Origin of the sequence: Brevundimonas nasdae (assembly GCF_016654005.1) — a bacterium.
Lineage (GTDB): Bacteria > Pseudomonadota > Alphaproteobacteria > Caulobacterales > Caulobacteraceae > Brevundimonas > Brevundimonas nasdae.
In genome coordinates, this window is record NZ_JAEPWN010000002.1 from 210,286 (window position 1) to 227,094 (window position 16,809).

The window sequence follows — 16,809 nt, forward strand, 5'->3', positions numbered from 1 at the left end:
CTTTAAGTCTCACCCGCCGATCGCGACGCGATAGGCGCTGGTCAGGGCCTCAACGGCAGGCCCGGTGTAATCGAGGACGGCGGCCGGATAGACCCCCAGCCAGATGGTGCCGATGATCAGCGGCACGAACAGAAGCAGTTCGCGCTTGTCGATATCGGTGATGGTCTGCAGCTTCGGATTGGTGATCTCGCCGAACATGACCGCGCGGTACAGCGTCAGCGCATAGACCGCCGAGAAGATCACGCCCGAGGCCGCAACCAGGGCCGCCCAGGTGGAGGCGTGATAGGTCCCCGTCATCGTCAGGATTTCACCGATGAAGCCCGAGGTGCCCGGCAGGCCGACGTTGGCCATGGTGAACATCAGGAAGATGGCGGCGAACCACGGCATCCGCGACGTCAGGCCGCCATAGAAGGCGATCTCACGCGTGTGCATCCGATCATAGACCACGCCGACGCAGAGGAAGAGCGCGCCCGAGATCAGACCGTGGCTGATCATCTGGAAGATGGCGCCCTGCATGCCCACGTCGTTGCCCGAGAAGATGCCCAGGGTCACAAAGCCCATGTGCGCGACCGACGAATAGGCGATCAGCTTCTTGATGTCCGTCTGACGCCAGGCGACCAGCGACGTATAGACGATGGCGATCACCGACAGGGTGAAGACCAGCGGGCGGAACATTTCCGACGCCTGCGGGAACATCGGCACGTTGAACAGGATGAAGCCGTAACCACCCAGCTTCAGCAGGATGCCGGCCAGAATGACCGAACCCGCCGTCGGCGCCTGAACGTGGGCGTCAGGTAGCCAGGTGTGGACCGGCCACATCGGCATCTTCACCGCGAACGAGGCGAAGAAGGCCAGCCAAAGGATCGGCTGAACGGCGGGGCTGAAGGCGAACTTCTTCAGTTCCGGGATGCTGGTGGTTCCGGCGGTGTGCGCCATCCACAGCATGGCCAGCAGCATCAGCACCGACCCCAGCAGGGTGTAGAGGAAGAACTTGTAGGCCGCGTAGATCCGGTTCTGACCGCCCCAGATGCCGATGATCAGGAACATCGGCACCAGAGTGCCTTCGAAGAAGATGTAGAACAGGAACAGGTCCAGCGAGGTGAAGACGCCGATGACCAGCGTCTCCAGGATCAGGAAGGCGGCCATATATTCGACGACGCGCGTCGAAACCGACTTCCAGCTGGCCAGGATGCAGATCGGCATCAGGAAGGCCGTCAGCAGGACGAACAGGATCGAAACCCCATCGACGCCCAGATGATAGCTGGCGCCTGCGAACCAGGGGGCGAACTCGACGAACTGATAGTTGGTGTTCGACGGATCAAACCCGGCGACCAATGCAACGGACACGCCCAGGACGACCAGGGTCGTGATCAGGGCGATCCAGCGGGCCGCAGGCGCGGCGGCGTCCTGGTTCTTCGACGCCAGTCTGGCGCCGAGGATGACCAGTGCGCCGACCAGCGGCAGGAATGTGACAAGGCTCAGGATGTAGGGCACGGGCTCAGGCTCCCCACGCGAGGATGGCGAAGGTGAGCAAACCAGCCACCCCGAGCAGCATCACGAAGGCATAGTGATAGACATAGCCGGACTGGATCTTGCCCAGTCGTGCGGCGGATTTGAGAGACGCCCAGGCAGCGCCGTTCGGGCCGAGACCGTCGATGATCTTCACGTCGCAGATCTTCCAGAAGAAGTTCCCGATGGCGCGGAAGCCGCGCACGAAGACGAAGTCATACAGCTCGTCGAAATACCACTTGTTGTAGAGGAAGCGGTACACGACGCCGTTCCGTTCAGCCATGCGGCGGCCCATGCCCTCGCGAGCGACATAGATCCAGTAGGCGAAGGCGGTGCCGATCAGCGTCAGGATCAGCGGCGACCACTTCACCCAGGTCGGGACTTCGTGGCTTTCGTGAAGCACATGGTTGTGCTCGCCGACGAAGATCGCGCCGCGCCAGAACTCATGCTCGTGATGGCCTATGAAGTGCGGCGCGAACACGAAACCGGCAGCCACGGCGCCGACCGACAGCAGGATCAGCGGAACCAGCATCACCCACGGGCTTTCGTGCGGCTTCAGCGGGCCATGGTGACCATGGTCGTCATGGGCGTGATCATCATGCGCATGAGCATCGGCGACAGGCTCGGAATGGGTTTCCAGTTGAGCGTGCGAGGCGTGGTCATCCGCGTGATGGGCGTGGCCCTCCTCTTCCTTCCAGACAGGCTTGTTGTGGAAGGTCATGAAGACCAGACGCCACGAGTAGTAGGCCGTCAGACCGGCGGCGATGATGCCGACGAAGAAGGCGAACATGCCGATGGCCGAGTGACCCGAAGCCGCCGAGGCGTAGGCGCTCTCGATGATGGAGTCCTTGGAGTAGAAGCCCGCGAAACCGCCGACGCCGGGGATGCCCAGGCCGGTGATGGCGATGGTGCCGATGGTCATGACCGCATAGGTGACGGGCAGCAGCTTCCACAGACCGCCCATCTTACGCATGTCCTGCTCGTGGTGCATGCCATGGATCACCGAACCGGCGCCCAGGAACAGCAGGGCCTTGAAGAAGGCGTGCGTGAACAGGTGGAACATGGCGGCCTGATAGGCGCCGACGCCTGCCGCAAAGAACATATAGCCCAGCTGCGAACAGGTCGAATAGGCGATGACGCGCTTGATGTCGTTCTGCGTCAGACCGACGGTTGCGGCGAACAGGGCCGTGATCGCGCCGATGATGGCGATGATCTGCGACGCGCCCGGCGCATACTCATAGATCGGCGACAGCAGGCAGACCATATAGACGCCGGCGGTGACCATGGTGGCGGCGTGGATCAGGGCCGACACAGGCGTCGGTCCTTCCATCGCGTCCGGCAGCCAGGTGTGCAGGAAGAACTGCGCCGACTTGCCCATGGCGCCGATGAACAGCAGGAAGCCAGCCAGATCCAGCGCGGACCAATGGACGCCCAGGAACTCCCACGTCGTGCCAGCCTTGGTTCCGATCAGAGGGAACAGTTCGGCGAAGTTGATCGTGCCGTACATCCAGTAGATCGTCATGATCCCCAGGACGAAGCCGAAGTCGCCGACGCGGTTGACGACGAAGGCCTTGATGGCGGCGGCGCTGGCCGTCGGCTTCTTGAACCAGAAGCCGATCAGCAGATAGGACGCCAGGCCCACGCCTTCCCAGCCGAAGAAGATCTGCATGAAGTCGGCGGCCGTCACCAGCGCCAGCATCATGAAGGTGAACAGCGACAGATAGGCGAAGAAGCGCGGTCGGCTGTCGTCCTCGGCCATGTAGCCCCAGGAATACAGGTGAACCAGCGACGAAACGCTGGTGACCACGATCAGCATGGTCGCCGACAGGGCGTCGATGCGGATCGACCAGGCCGACTGGAAGTCGCCCACATTGATGAAGGGCGCCAGACGGACGGTGAAGGGCTCAAGGTGGCCCCAGGTCCATTGTCCGAACACCGTCCAGGCGACGGCGCACGAGAAGAACAGCAGGCCGGTCGTTACGGCCTGCGATGGGATGTTGCCGATCCGGCGGCCGAAGAAGCCGGCGATGGCCGCACCCAACAGCGGGGCGAAGACGCCCAGGATGACGAGGGTCTGAATAGTCACGCTTAGCCCTTCATCACAGAAGCGTCGTCAACCGCGATGTCGCCGCGGTTACGGAAGAAGGTCACCAGGATCGCCAGACCAACGGCGGCTTCAGCCGCAGCGACGGTCAGGACGAACATCGCCATGATCTGTCCGCTGATGTCGTTCAGATAGGTCGAGAAGGCGACGAAGTTGATGTTCACGGCCAGCAGGATCAGCTCGATCGACATCAGGATGATGATGACGTTCTTGCGGTTCACGAAGATGCCGAACACCCCGATCGTGAACAGGATGGCGGCGACCGTCAGATAATGGGTCAATCCGATGACCATCAGAGAAGCTCCTCGGCGCTGACGCCCTGCCCCGACTGGGCGGACTTGACCTCAACCGACTTGTTGCGATCGCGGTTGACCTGGTCGGTGATGTTCTGGCGCTTGATATGCGGCTTGTGGCGCAGGGTCAGGGTGATGGCGCCGATCATGGCGATCAGCAGCACGATGCCCGCAGCCTGGAAGAAGTAGATGTAGTCCGTATAGAGCACCCGCCCGATGGCCTGCACGTTGGTCACGTCCAGCGAAGGCTCGACCGGCGTGCGTCCGTTCGTTGCGCCGCCCTGAACCACGGCCACCGAGACCATGATCATTTCGGCCAGCAGCACGCCCGAGATGATCGCGCCGAACGGCAGATAGCGGGCGTATCCCTCGCGCAGCTTCACGAAGTCGACGTCCAGCATCATGACGACGAACAGGAACAGGACCGCCACCGCGCCGACGTAAACGACGACCAGCAGCATCGCCAGGAACTCTGCGCCCAGCAGGACGAACAGCCCCGCCGACGAGAAGAAGGCCAGGATCAGCCAGAGCACGCTGTGCACGGGGTTGCGCGCGGTCACGACCAGAAGGCCGGAAACCGTGGCGACCGCCGCCAGCAGGAAGAAGGCTATGCTTTGCAGCATGTCGGGACGAAGCCCCTTTCGTATCGGCCGCGACCCCCGTTCGAGGAATCGCCGACCCGTTTAGCGATGAGCGCCTTAGCGGTAAGGCGCGTCGAGTTCCAGATTCTTGGCGATCTGCCGTTCCCAGCGGTCACCGTTATCAAGCAGGCGTTGCTTGTCGTAGAGCAGCTCTTCGCGCGTTTCGACGGCGAATTCGGAGTTGGGCCCTTCGACAATCGCGTCCACCGGGCAGGCCTCCTGGCACAGGCCGCAGTAGATGCATTTGACCATGTCGATGTCGTAGCGCGTGGTGCGGCGGCTGCCGTCAGCACGGGGTTCGGCCTCGATGGTGATGGCCTGGGCCGGGCAGATGGCTTCGCACAGCTTGCAGGCGATGCAGCGTTCTTCACCATTGGCGTAGCGGCGCAGCGCGTGTTCGCCACGGAAGCGCGGCGACTGCGGATTCCGCTCGAACGGATAGTTCACGGTCATCTTGGGCCGCGCCATATACTTCAGCGAAAGGCCGATGGCGCCGATGGCGTCTAGCATCATCGCGCCCTTCGCAGCCTGTGCGATACGGGAAAACATCAGAAACGATCCTCTGGCGTCGGGGCGCCGTTGGTTGAAGTCTGGGCGGGAACGGCCTTCGGCGTCGCAGCCGACGCCTGTTCAGCCCGCCAGTCCCGCTCGATGCGGTTCTGGCGGCGTTCCCACTGATAACTGGACTCAGGCAGACGCGGATCAGCAGCGCAGGCCAGAAGCATCGGCGCCGTAATCAGCAATGGAAGCAGGAGACGGCTCATCGCCCACCTGGCCTTCTATCATCGCAGTCGGCGCTCTTATAGCGCGGGTCGTCCCGGCTCATGATCTGGCACAAGCGGGCGAGTTCATTATCATGACGGCGATCAATGGCCTGCTGATCGGCTGACGGCGTTTCAGCCTTCACCCATTTCACCGGCCCGCAGGCGCCCAGCGCCGCAACCGCGATCAGTCCGGTCAGGATCGAACGTATGGCCATCTACGCCCCCACTACGAACACGCGCCAGGCCGACACGATCACAACCGCGACCAACGACGTCGGCAGGAAGACCTTCCAGCCCAGGCGCATCAGCTGGTCATAGCGGTAGCGCGGCACAAAGGCCTTCACCAGCGAGATGCACAGGAACCAGAACACGGTCTTGGTGACGAAGGTCAGCAGATAGATCGTATAGGCGATCCAGGCCGGCAGGCCCTCCAGGAAGGATTGCGACAGGAAGCCCGGGTTCCAACCGCCGAAGAACAGCAGGGTGATCATCGCCGACATGAAGACGATGTTGACGTACTCGCCCATCATGAACAGCAGATACGGGGTCGAGCTGTATTCCACCTGATAACCGGCGACCAGTTCCGACTCCGCTTCCGGCAGGTCGAACGGCGGGCGGTTCGTCTCGGCCAGGGCCGAGATGAAGAAGATGATCGACATCGGGAACAGGATGACCACCAGCGGCCAGGTTCCAGCGCCGCCGCCGAAGGCGAACCAGTTCCAGAAATAGCCGCTCTGGGCTTCCACGATCTTGGACAGGTTCATCGTGCCCGCCAGCAGGATGACGTTGATGATGATCAGGCCCAGCGAGACTTCATAGGACACCATCTGGGCCGCAGACCGCAGCGAACCCAGGAACGGATACTTCGAGTTCGAAGCCCAGCCGCCCATGATGATGCCGTACACGCCCAGCGACGAAACGGCGAAGATGTACAGGATGCCGACGTTCAGATCCGACACCACCCAACCGGGGGCGAACGGAATGACCGCCCAGGCCATGAAGGCCAGGATGACGGTGATGATCGGGGCGATGATGAATACCGCCTTGTCCGCGCCGGCCGGGATCACGACTTCCTTCAGCACGAACTTGATCATGTCCGCAAAGGATTGCAGCAGGCCGAAAGGACCGACGACGTTCGGGCCTTTGCGCATCTGCACCGAGGCCCAGACCTTGCGGTCGGCCAGCAGCAGGAAGGCGACGCCAACCAGAACGCCGACGGTGATCAGAAGGATCTGGCCGACGGTGATCAGCGTCCAGCCGACGGGCGTGGCCCAGAAAGAAACGGGGTCCATGGTTTACTCCGCTGCCATCGCGACCGGGGCGATCCGCAGGGCGGACAGTTCGGCCATCGTCGCGCTGGCGCGCGCAATCGGGTTGGAAAGATAGGGGTCGGTGACGACCGAGGTGAAGACGGTGTCGCCCAGGTCGCCCTTGGCGCCCAGCGAGGCCACGTCGAACGAAACCGGCGCGGGCAGATAGTCGATCCGGCCGAAGGTCGGATGGTCGCCCATCAGCTTCGCGCGCAGCTGCTCCAGCGTGTCGTAAGGCAGGGTCTGATCTACGCGTGCCGACAGGGCGCGGATGATGGCCCAGTCTTCCTTGGCTTCGCCCTTCGGGAAGACGACGCGTTCGGCCAGTTGCACCCGGCCTTCGGTATTGACGTAGATGCCCGACTTCTCGGTGTAGGCGGCGCCCGGCAGGATGACGTCGGCGCCGTGCGCGCCGCGGTCGCCGTGGCTGCCCAGATAGACGCGGAAGGCGTTCGAGCCGGTCGGATCGACCTCGTCGGCGCCCAGCAGGAACAGCACGTCCAGCGCGCCCGGCTTCAGCATTTCGGCAACCGTCAGGCCGCCTTCAGCAGGCACGAAGCCCATGTCCAGACCGGCGACGCGTGCGGCGGCGTGGTGCAGGACGTTGAAGCCGTTCCAGCTGTCGGTGACGACGCCGGTCTTCTTGGCCAGTGCGCCCAGAGCGTTCAGGACAGCGGCGCCGCCCTCCCCGGCCAGCGCGCCGGAGCCCACGATGATCGCGGGACGCTCGGCCTTGTTCAGCAGGTCCGTCGCCGCCTTGGGCAGCTTGGCCAGGGTCTTCGAACCGGCGCCCAGATAGGCGTAGTCGAACGTCAGGTCGGCCTGTTCGCCGATCACGGCGATCTCGACCCCGCCCTTGATCCAGCTCTTGCGCAGGCGGGCGTTCAGCAGCGGCGCCTCGACGCGCGGGTTCACACCCACGATCAGCACAGCGTCGGCCTTTTCAATGCCTTCCAGGCCGGTGTTGAACAGCCAGCCTTCACGCGGGCCATAACCCAGGACGGCGCCGTCCTGGCGGCTGTCGGTGTTCTTCGATCCCAGGGCGCGGAACAGGTCCAGCGTCGCCTTCATCGACTCGGCGTCCTGCAGGTCGCCTGCGATGACGCCGATGCGGTCAGCCGATGCGGCCTTCAGCTTGGCGGCGACAGCGTCCAGCGCCTCGTTCCAGGTCGCGGCGCGCAGCTTGCCGTTCTCGCGGATCCACGGGCGGTCCAGACGGCGCGCGGTCAGGCCGTCGACGACATAGCGGCTCTTGTCCGACAGCCACTCTTCGTTGATGCCCTCGTTCACGCGCGGCAGCACGCGCATGACTTCCGAGCCGCGGTAATCGGCGCGGATGTTCGAACCCAGGGCGTCCATGACGTCGATGGTCTCGGTCTTCTTCAGTTCCCACGGACGATAGTGGTACTGCCACGGGCGGTGCGTCAGGGCGCCGACCGGGCACAGGTCGTTGACGTTGCCCGACAGTTCCGAGGCGACCGACTTCTCCAGATAGGTCGTGATTTCAGCGTCTTCGCCGCGCGAGATCATGCCGATGTCCGGCACGCCGGCGACTTCGGTGATGAAGCGGACGCAACGCGTGCACTGGATGCAGCGCGTCATGAAGGTCTTGATCGTCGGCCCCATGTGCTTTTCTTCGACCGCGCGCTTGTTCTCGGCATAGCGGGAACCGTCGCGGCCATAGCCCATGGACTGGTCCTGCAGGTCGCATTCGCCGCCCTGGTCGCAGATCGGGCAATCCAGCGGGTGGTTGATGAGCAGGAACTCCATCACCCCTTCGCGGGCCTTCTTCACCATAGGCGTATCGGTGAAGATCTCCTGGCCGTCGGCGGCCGGAAGCGCGCACGAAGCCTGGGGCTTCGGCGGTCCAGGCTTCACCTCGACCAGGCACATCCGGCAGTTGCCGGCGATGGACAGGCGTTCGTGGTAGCAGAAGCGCGGGATTTCCTGTCCAGCACGTTCGGCGACCTGGAGCACGGTCATGCCGGGCTCAAACTCGGTTTCGACGCCGTTGACCTTGGCGACTGGCATCAGCGGGCCTCTTCTTCAGCGGGAACGGCCAGATCGGCCTGTTCCGTCGTCCCATCAGGGAGCGTCTGTGTGATGGTGATCGCCGCGCCCTTGATGACGTAGCGGATCACCGGATCGCCCGGCTGGTTCATCCAGCGGACGAGCGTTTCATCTGGCAGGTCGAGCGGCTTCCACTCAACCAGATCATTCTGCACGCGGCAGTCGGCGCGCATCCGACCGCCGTCGACCGGGGCGCGCCACGAAGCGTGGACCACGCCGCCCTCGACGCCATCGACGTCGATCGCCAGCGGCTGCTGTCCGTGGACGGCGGCCAGTCCGGCGCGGCAGACGCGACGCAAATCAGCCTCCGTCAGCACGGTCGGCGCGACGGCGTCTGGCGCCTTCACCTCGACCGGCGCCGTTTCCGCCGGCTTCGGCGCAGCCGCGCGCTCACCGCAGGCGGCGAGAGCGAGGGCTCCGATGACGATGGCGGGCGAAAGACGCATGACTACTCCGCAGCGATGGCGTGGCCGGCGAAGTTCGCACGGCGGCTGCGGTAGTTGGCGATGCGCTCTTCGATCTCGTGACGGAAGTGACGGATCAGGCCCTGCACAGGCCATGCGGCGGCGTCGCCCAGAGCGCAGATCGTGTGACCTTCAACCTGACCGGCGACATCCAGCAGCAGGTCGATTTCCGACGGATCGGCTTCGCCCACGGCCATGCGCTCCAGAACCCGCCACATCCAGCCGGTGCCTTCACGGCACGGCGTGCACTGGCCGCAGCTCTCATGCTTGAAGAAGTAGCTGATGCGGGCGATCGCCTTAACGATGTCGGTGGACTGGTCCATCACCGTCACGCCGGCCGTCCCCAGGGACGAACGCATTTCACGCATGGAGTCGAAGTCCATCAGGACCGTCTCGGCCTGTTCGCGCGTGATGACCGGGCAGGACGCGCCGCCGGGAATGATGGCCTTCAGATTGCTCCAGCCGCCGCGAACGCCGCCGCCGTGATCTTCGATCAGTTGGCGCAGCGGAATCGACATGGCTTCTTCGACGACGCACGGCGTGTTCACGTGCCCCGACAGGGACATCAGCTTGGTGCCGGTGTTGTTCGGACGACCGAAGCTGGCGAACCAGTCCGCGCCGCGGCGCAGGATGGTGCCGACAACCGCGATCGACTCGACGTTGTTCACCGTAGTCGGGCAGCCATAGAGGCCCGCACCCGCCGGGAACGGCGGCTTCAGGCGCGGTTGGCCCTTCTTGCCTTCCAGCGATTCCAGCAGCGCCGTCTCTTCACCGCAGATGTAGGCCCCTGCCCCGTGGTGGATATAGACGTCGAAGTCCCAGCCGTGGACGTTGTCCTTGCCGATCAGCTTGGCCTCATAGGCCTGCTTGACGGCGGCTTCCATCCGCTCGCGCTCCAGCACGTACTCGCCGCGCAGATAGATGTAGCAGGCGTGGGCCTGCATCGCGAAGCTGGCGATCAGCGCGCCTTCGATCAGCAGGTGCGGATCATGACGCATGATCTCGCGGTCCTTGCAGGTCGCGGGCTCTGACTCATCGGCGTTGATGACCAGGTAGTGAGGGCGATCCTTCACTTCCTTGGGCATGAACGACCACTTCAGGCCGGTCGAGAAACCGGCGCCGCCACGGCCGCGCAGGCCCGAGGCCTTGACGTTGTTGATGATCCAGTCGCGGCCAAGGTCCAGCATGTCCTTGGTGGCGTTCCACGCGCCGCGCTGCTTCGCCCCCTCAACGCCCCAATCATGGAAACCATACAGGTTGGTGAAGATGCGATCTTTGTCTTCGAGGATTCCGACCATAGTCCTCAGAGTCCTTCCACCAGACGACGTCTGTGATGACGGGTGCGCATGAACACGGCGGCGATAACCAACGCCCAGCCTGCGGCCAGCATTCCGTATGAAACAGTGATGCCCCACTCGCCGATGCCGAACATCTCCTTGCGAGACGCCAGGATCAGCAGAGCGGCGGCGACGACCAGACCCAGGCCGCCAAGGCGTAGCGGGCGACCAACGCCACGCAGCTCCTTGCGGTAGGCCGCGCGGCCTTCCTCGGTTGAGAGATCAGGACGAGCCATCAGGCAGGCGCCTTCTCGACCGGCGCCGGGTCGCTGTTCGGCAGCTTCTTGATCGGCTTGGCGGCCGAGCCGTCGTACAGCTTCGGATCAAGCAGGGTCTTGGCCCCGCCCGTCGGCGCCGACGTATGGCGCCCTGCGTACGAACCCGGCTTCGGCGACTTGCCGGCGGCGAAGTCGTCGATGATCTGGGCCATCGTCTCAGGCGTCAGGTCTTCATAATAATAGTCGTTGATCTGGGCCATCGGCGCGTTCGAGCAGGCGCCCAGGCATTCGACTTCCTGCCAGGTGAAGCGACCGTCAGCGGACAGATGATCCTTGGGACCGATCTTCTCCTTGCAGACCTTCATAAGTTCATTGGCGCCGCGCAGCATGCACGGCGTGGTGCCGCACACCTGGATCAGCGCGGTCTTGCCGACCGGCTCCAGCATGAACATGGTGTAGAAGGTCGCGACCTCCAGCACCCGGATGAAAGCCATGTCCAGCAGCTCGGCGATGGCGCGGATGGCGGGTTCCGAGACCCAGCCCTCCTGCTTCTGAACCAGCCACAGGATCGGGATCACCGCCGACTGACGGCGCGATTCCGGGTATTTCTTGATCCACCACTCGGCCTTTTCCATCGTCGCCTTCGAGAAGGCGAATGAGGCAGGCTGTTCCTTGGCGAGACGACGAACGGACATCCGCTAGGCCTTCACAAAATCAACGCGGGCGATCTTGTCGCCAGCGAACGAATAGATTGCGGCGACCTCGAAAGGCGTCGCATCGGGCGACCGGAACACACGCTCGTGGTCGATCACAGTGTTTCCGACGACGATCCGCGACAGCAGTTCCGCACGGTTTTGCGGGAACTGCGCGAACAGGCCTTCGTGACGCTCACGATAGGCGTCCAGCCCCTTCAGGTTCGGCTCGCCGTTCAGATCGGAAATGGTGATGCCGTCGTCGAAGAAGGTGACGAAGGTCGCCAGATCCTGGGCGTTGTAGGCGTCGAGCTGGCCCTGCACCACGGCTTCGCGGCTCATCGGTCGACCTCGCCGAACACGATGTCGAGCGAACCCAGGATGGCCGAAACGTCAGCCAGCTGGTGACCGCGGTTGATCGGGTCCATCTGCGCCAGGTGACGGAAGCCCGGCGCCGAGATCTTTACCCGGTACGGCTTGTTGGTGCCGTCCGAGACCAGATAGATGCCGAACTCGCCCTTGGGCGCTTCAACCGAGGCGTAAACCTCGCCTTCCGGCGTCTTGAAGCCTTCGGTGTAGAGCTTGAAGTGGTGGATCAGGGATTCCATCGACCGCTTCATCTCACCGCGGCGCGGCGGAACGATCTTGTTGTCCTCGATCATGACCGGCTCGCCGGGGCAGTTGCGCAGCTTGTGGATGCACTGCTCCATGATCCGCACGGACTGCTTCATCTCTTCGACGCGGACCAGATAGCGGTCCCAGCAGTCGCCGTTCTTGCCGACGGCGATGTCGAAATCGAGCTCGGCATAGCATTCGTACGGCTGCGACTTGCGCAGATCCCAGGCGATGTCGGAGCCGCGCAGCATCACGCCGGTGAAGCCCCAGGCCAGGGCATCCTCCTTGGACACAATGCCGATGTCGACGTTGCGCTGCTTGAAGATGCGGTTCTCGGTGACCAGGCTTTCAATGTCGGCCAGGGCCTTAGGAAACTCGTGGCACCAGCGGCCGATGTCGTCGACCAGATCCATCGGCAGGTCCTGGTGGACGCCACCCGGACGGAAATAGTTGGCGTGCAGGCGGGCGCCGCAGGCGCGCTCGTAAAACACCATCAGCTTTTCGCGCTCTTCGTGACCCCACAGCGGCGGGGTCAGGGCGCCGACGTCCATGGCCTGCATGGTCGCGTTCAGCAGGTGGTTCCCGATGCGGCCGATTTCCGAATACAGCACCCGGATCAGCTGGGCGCGATACGGAACCTCGATGCCGAGCAGCTTTTCGATGGCCAGGCAGAAGGCGTGTTCCTGGTTCATCGGCGCGACGTAGTCGAGGCGATCCAGATACGGCACGTTCTGCAGATAGGTCCGCGCCTCCATCAGCTTCTCGGTGCCGCGGTGCAGCAGGCCGATATGCGGATCGACGCGCTCGACGATTTCACCGTCCAGCTCCAGCACCAGGCGCAGCACGCCGTGCGCAGCCGGGTGCTGCGGGCCGAAATTGATGGTGAACTTGCGGTCTTCCATCTCGCGGGCGTGGGCCGTGCGGGTGTCGACGACGTCGTCGAACACGTCCGTGCCGCCCAGCGATGCGGGGGTGTGGGCTCCGTCAGCCATCAGACATTGCCTCCGGCCTTCTCATCGCCCGGCAGGACCGGAGCGGGGTATTCAGCGCCTTCCCACGGCGACAGGAAGTCGAACGTGCGGAATTCCTGGGTCAGCTTGACGGGTTCATAGACCACGCGGCGCTGCTCCTCATCATAGCGGACTTCGACGTAACCCGTCATGGGGAAGTCCTTGCGAAGGGGGTGCCCTTCGAAACCATAGTCCGTCAGCAGACGGCGCATGTCCGGGTGGCCCGAGAACAGCACGCCGTACATGTCGAAGGTTTCGCGCTCGAACCAGTTGGCGGACGGATAGACTTCGACCACCGTCGGAACCGGCTGAACCTCATCGGTCGCCACCTTGACGCGCACGCGCGCGTTCCGGGTCAGCGACAGCAGATGATAGACAACCTCAAAACGCTCTTCGCGATCCGGATAGTCGACGCCGCACACGTCCAGCAGCTGCTGGAAACCGAACTGGTCCCGCAGCGCCGTCATCACTTCGACGATCCGCTCGCGCGGGGCGACCAGCGTCAGCTCGCCGAACGCGACCTGGGCCTCAACGCCCAGCGCGCCGACCATCTCCGCGCCCAGCGGGGTCAGAGCGGCCTCATGCTGGGCCTGAACAACCAAAGAGCTCATCGGTCGATGGTCCCCGTGCGACGAATCTTCTTCTGCAGCTGCAGCAGGCCGTACAGCAGAGCCTCAGCCGTCGGCGGGCAGCCTGGCACATAGACATCCACCGGCACCACGCGGTCGCAACCGCGCACGACGCTGTAGCTGTAATGATAATAGCCGCCGCCGTTTGCGCAGCTGCCCATCGACACGACATAGCGCGGATCGGGCATCTGATCGTAAACCTTGCGGATAGCGGGGGCCATCTTGTTGGTCAGGGTGCCAGCGACGATCATCAGGTCCGACTGACGCGGGCTGGCGCGAGGCGCCATGCCGAAACGCTCGACGTCGAAACGCGGCATCGACATCTGGATCATCTCGACGGCGCAGCAGGCAAGACCAAAGGTCATCCACATCAGCGAGCCAGTGCGCGCCCAGTTGATCACATCGTCAGCAGCGGCGACCAGATAGCCGCGCTCGCCCAACTCCATGTTCACGGCTTCAAAGAACTTGTCGTGAACCTTGGGATCATAGCCCTCGACGGTCGAACGCGCGGCCGATCCGGCAGCGACCAGCGGCGCGGCAGAAGCGGTGACCAGCGACGGCGTGCCCGCCCCCGAAGCCACGGAAGTGGTGACTACTCCCATTCCAGGGCTCCCTTCTTCCATTCGTAGATGAAGCCGATGGTCAGGACGCCCAGGAAGGCCATCATCGACCAGAAGGCGAAGACCATTCCAGCGTGCGACAGGTCGAACATCGACACCGCCCATGGGAACAGGAAGGCGACTTCCAGGTCGAAGATGATGAACAGGATCGACACCAGATAGAATCGCACGTCGAACTTCATGCGGGCGTCGTCGAATGCGTTGAAGCCGCACTCATAGGCCGACAGCTTTTCACTATCGGGGCTCTTCGGCGCCAGCAGCAACGGCAGGGCGATGAAGAGGATGCCGATTACCGCTGCGATGGCGGCGAAGATCAGCACGGGCAGATATTCGAGCAAAAATGCGTTCATGCGAAAGAACCTCGTCCGCCGGGGAGAGGCGGATTCGGCGCTTCTTAGACCCATCGTCGCCGGGGTTCAAACCCCGTAACCACTTGCTTTTCTATTGAGAATGGCTCGCAAATAACAAGCGCAGCCGCAGCGCCATTTGTCGCAGCCGCAATGGTTGCGCCTTCGCCCCTCTCCAAGTCCTACTGAAGGCCCCGATCTGTAACAGAAAGTCATCTTAATGAGCGTCGCGAGCCGGACCCTGAATGCGGTTGAACGCATCGGGAATAAACTGCCCGACCCTGTCTTTCTGTTCCTGTGGCTTATCCTGGGCCTGATCGTTCTGAGCATGGTGGGGGCCGGACTCGGCTGGTCGGCCATAAATCCGGTGACTGGCGAGCAGTTGACGGCGGAGAGCCTGATATCGCCCGCAAACCTGGAACGGCTGATCATCGGCATGCCCAGAACGTTGGCGGACTTCCTTCCCCTCGGCATCGTGATCACCATCATCTATGGCGCGTCGGTTGCTGAGCGGACCGGCATGTTCGCCACAGCCATCCGTGGGGCGCTGCTGAACGCGCCGAAGTCGATCCTGACGCCCGTCATCGTCATCACGGGCATGGTGTCGCACCACGCGTCGGACGCTTCGTATGTGGTCGTCATCCCACTGGCCGCCGTCATCTTCGCCGCAGCGGGGCGGCATCTGCTGGCCGGTCTGGCCGCAGGCTTCGCCGCCGTGTCGGGCGGTTATGCAGGCAACCTGTTCCCTGGCGCCAGCGACGCGCTGATTCTCGGCATCACCGAGCCTGCCGCGCAGCTGATCGACCCGTCCTATTCGGTGAATATTGCGGGCAACTGGTTCTTCATCGTCGGGGTCGTCTTTGTCTTCACCCCCATCGTCTGGTTCCTGACTGACCGCGTCATCGAGCCGCGCCTGGGCAAGTGGGCGCCGTCGGCCGGGGTCGCAGCCCCCGCCACTTCGGAAAAGCAGCTTCTTACGGTCGACGAGAAGCGAGGCCTGAAGTTCGCTGGCCTTGCCCTGCTCGGCATGATCGCCCTGTGGACGTTGATCACCTTGCTGCCAAACTCGCCTTTCGTTGATCCGGCCGCCGAGCCTGAGCAGCGCTTCAATCCGCTCTATCGCTCGCTGGTCGCCTTCTTCGCCGCCACCTTCTTCATCACGGGCGGGGCCTATGGCGTTGGTTCACGATCCATCCAGTCGCACCACGACCTGGTGCGGATGATGCGTGAGGGCATCGAGCAGTTGGCCCCCTATATCGTCCTGGCTTTTTTCGCCGCCCACTTCGTGGCGATGTTCAACTGGTCGGGCCTGGGACCGATCCTGGCGGTCAATGCAGCGGCTGCTTTCCAGACCCTGTCCCTGCCCGCTCCGCTTCTGCTGATCTGCGTCGTTCTGATCTCCTGCTTCTTTGACCTGTTCATCGGCTCGGCCTCGGCCAAATGGTCGGCGTTGGCCCCGGTCGTGGTGCCGATGTTCATGTTGCTGGGCATTTCGCCTGAGATGACGACCGCAGCCTACCGGATGGGCGATTCCGTCACCAACATCGCTACGCCGCTGATGAGCTACTTCCCGCTGATTCTGACCTTTGCCCAGCGATGGGACCCGAAGTTCGGCCTGGGCTCGCTGATGGCGACCATGCTGCCCTATGCCGGCGCCTTTCTGATCGCGGGCCTGATCATGGTCGCAGGATGGGTGGCGTTCGATCTGCCGCTTGGGCCAGGCGTGGGCGTTCACTACGAACTGCCCGCCCATATCGTGGCCTCGCCCGCACCTTGAGCCACGCCGCAGACCGATGCGCAAACCTGAACCTGGGACCGCCCCGAAGCCTCTGTTTCAACAGCCTTTCGACCATGTCGCATCTTTCTCGAAAAAGGTCGCTTGACGCGATGGGTCAGCCCGCCTAAACGACGCCCCTCGCCGGGGCGCACTGCTGCTTCGGCAGGGAAACGCGGGTGTAGCTCAGTTGGTTAGAGTGCCGGCCTGTCACGCCGGAGGTCGCGGGTTCGAGCCCCGTCACTCGCGCCACTCTCTCTAGAAATAGAAAGAGTGGCGCACACCGCCTTCCCATCATAGCTTTCGAAACAGCTCAAAAGTTTCGACCTGTACGCGGGTGTAGCTCAGTTGGTTAGAGTGCCGGCCTGTCACGCCGGAGGTCGCGGGTTCGAGCCCCGTCACTCGCGCCACT

19 protein-coding genes and 2 tRNA genes are annotated in these 16,809 nt (G+C 63.4%); 3 read left to right on the forward strand and 18 right to left on the reverse strand.

The window, feature by feature from the left end:
* Positions 1 to 9: 9 nt before the first annotated feature.
* From JKF87_RS04270 to JKF87_RS04355, 18 genes are all read right to left on the reverse strand, one after another.
* Positions 10 to 1,494, reverse strand: a complete 1,485-nt coding sequence (locus JKF87_RS04270; protein ID WP_201097622.1) for an NADH-quinone oxidoreductase subunit M — start codon at positions 1,492 to 1,494, stop codon at positions 10 to 12.
* A gap of 4 nt (positions 1,495 to 1,498) precedes the next feature.
* A complete protein-coding gene (gene nuoL, locus JKF87_RS04275) occupies positions 1,499 to 3,589 on the reverse strand; it encodes an NADH-quinone oxidoreductase subunit L (RefSeq protein WP_201098189.1) in 2,091 nt (696 codons plus the stop codon).
* 8 nt (positions 3,590 to 3,597) lie between these two features.
* Positions 3,598 to 3,906, reverse strand: coding sequence for an NADH-quinone oxidoreductase subunit NuoK (gene nuoK / locus JKF87_RS04280; RefSeq protein ID WP_201097624.1), 309 nt, complete (start codon positions 3,904 to 3,906; stop codon positions 3,598 to 3,600).
* On the reverse strand, positions 3,906 to 4,529 hold the full coding sequence (locus JKF87_RS04285) for an NADH-quinone oxidoreductase subunit J (RefSeq protein ID WP_201097626.1): 624 nt from the start codon (positions 4,527 to 4,529) through the stop codon (positions 3,906 to 3,908). The genes nuoK and JKF87_RS04285 overlap by 1 nt, the downstream gene beginning before the upstream one ends.
* A 75-nt stretch (positions 4,530 to 4,604) precedes the next feature.
* Entirely contained in the window at positions 4,605 to 5,096 is a 492-nt protein-coding gene (gene nuoI, locus JKF87_RS04290; RefSeq protein WP_201097627.1) for an NADH-quinone oxidoreductase subunit NuoI, read from the reverse strand.
* Positions 5,096 to 5,311: a hypothetical protein gene (locus JKF87_RS04295; protein ID WP_201097630.1), complete on the reverse strand. Its 216-nt coding sequence runs from the start codon at positions 5,309 to 5,311 to the stop codon at positions 5,096 to 5,098. Before JKF87_RS04295 ends, nuoI begins: the two co-directional genes overlap by 1 nt.
* Positions 5,308 to 5,526 carry a hypothetical protein gene (locus JKF87_RS04300; RefSeq protein WP_201097632.1) on the reverse strand — a complete coding sequence of 73 codons (219 nt, stop codon included), beginning with the start codon at positions 5,524 to 5,526 and terminating at the stop codon, positions 5,308 to 5,310. The genes JKF87_RS04295 and JKF87_RS04300 overlap by 4 nt, the downstream gene beginning before the upstream one ends.
* Positions 5,527 to 6,603, reverse strand: a complete 1,077-nt coding sequence (gene nuoH, locus JKF87_RS04305; protein WP_201097634.1) for an NADH-quinone oxidoreductase subunit NuoH — start codon at positions 6,601 to 6,603, stop codon at positions 5,527 to 5,529.
* 3 nt (positions 6,604 to 6,606) lie between these two features.
* Entirely contained in the window at positions 6,607 to 8,652 is a 2,046-nt protein-coding gene (gene nuoG, locus JKF87_RS04310) for an NADH-quinone oxidoreductase subunit NuoG (protein ID WP_201097636.1), read from the reverse strand.
* On the reverse strand, positions 8,652 to 9,137 hold the full coding sequence (locus JKF87_RS04315; RefSeq protein ID WP_201097638.1) for a hypothetical protein: 486 nt from the start codon (positions 9,135 to 9,137) through the stop codon (positions 8,652 to 8,654). The genes nuoG and JKF87_RS04315 overlap by 1 nt, the downstream gene beginning before the upstream one ends.
* A gap of 2 nt (positions 9,138 to 9,139) precedes the next feature.
* Entirely contained in the window at positions 9,140 to 10,453 is a 1,314-nt protein-coding gene (nuoF, locus tag JKF87_RS04320) for an NADH-quinone oxidoreductase subunit NuoF (protein WP_201097640.1), read from the reverse strand.
* A 5-nt stretch (positions 10,454 to 10,458) separates the two neighbouring features.
* Positions 10,459 to 10,728: a hypothetical protein gene (locus JKF87_RS04325; protein WP_201097642.1), complete on the reverse strand. Its 270-nt coding sequence runs from the start codon at positions 10,726 to 10,728 to the stop codon at positions 10,459 to 10,461.
* Positions 10,728 to 11,405 (reverse strand): NADH-quinone oxidoreductase subunit NuoE, encoded by a 678-nt coding sequence (gene nuoE, locus JKF87_RS04330; protein WP_201097644.1) that lies wholly within the window; start codon positions 11,403 to 11,405, stop codon positions 10,728 to 10,730. Before nuoE ends, JKF87_RS04325 begins: the two co-directional genes overlap by 1 nt.
* A gap of 3 nt (positions 11,406 to 11,408) precedes the next feature.
* Positions 11,409 to 11,744 (reverse strand): nuclear transport factor 2 family protein, encoded by a 336-nt coding sequence (locus JKF87_RS04335; RefSeq protein WP_201097646.1) that lies wholly within the window; start codon positions 11,742 to 11,744, stop codon positions 11,409 to 11,411.
* Positions 11,741 to 12,919: an NADH-quinone oxidoreductase subunit D gene (locus JKF87_RS04340; protein ID WP_201098191.1), complete on the reverse strand. Its 1,179-nt coding sequence runs from the start codon at positions 12,917 to 12,919 to the stop codon at positions 11,741 to 11,743. The genes JKF87_RS04335 and JKF87_RS04340 overlap by 4 nt, the downstream gene beginning before the upstream one ends.
* An 89-nt stretch (positions 12,920 to 13,008) precedes the next feature.
* A complete protein-coding gene (locus tag JKF87_RS04345; protein WP_201097647.1) occupies positions 13,009 to 13,638 on the reverse strand; it encodes an NADH-quinone oxidoreductase subunit C in 630 nt (209 codons plus the stop codon).
* A complete protein-coding gene (locus tag JKF87_RS04350) occupies positions 13,635 to 14,279 on the reverse strand; it encodes a NuoB/complex I 20 kDa subunit family protein (RefSeq protein WP_201097649.1) in 645 nt (214 codons plus the stop codon). Before JKF87_RS04350 ends, JKF87_RS04345 begins: the two co-directional genes overlap by 4 nt.
* Entirely contained in the window at positions 14,249 to 14,626 is a 378-nt protein-coding gene (locus tag JKF87_RS04355; RefSeq protein ID WP_201097652.1) for an NADH-quinone oxidoreductase subunit A, read from the reverse strand. Before JKF87_RS04355 ends, JKF87_RS04350 begins: the two co-directional genes overlap by 31 nt.
* A gap of 217 nt (positions 14,627 to 14,843) precedes the next feature.
* On the opposite strand from JKF87_RS04355, the gene JKF87_RS04360 reads away from it, so the two are divergent.
* From JKF87_RS04360 to JKF87_RS04370, 3 genes are all read left to right on the forward strand, one after another.
* Positions 14,844 to 16,400: an AbgT family transporter gene (locus JKF87_RS04360; RefSeq protein WP_201097654.1), complete on the forward strand. Its 1,557-nt coding sequence runs from the start codon at positions 14,844 to 14,846 to the stop codon at positions 16,398 to 16,400.
* A 172-nt stretch (positions 16,401 to 16,572) separates the two neighbouring features.
* Positions 16,573 to 16,649 (forward strand) — tRNA-Asp (locus tag JKF87_RS04365).
* 81 nt (positions 16,650 to 16,730) lie between these two features.
* A tRNA-Asp gene (locus JKF87_RS04370) sits at positions 16,731 to 16,807 on the forward strand.
* The last annotated feature ends 2 nt before the right edge of the window (positions 16,808 to 16,809 follow it).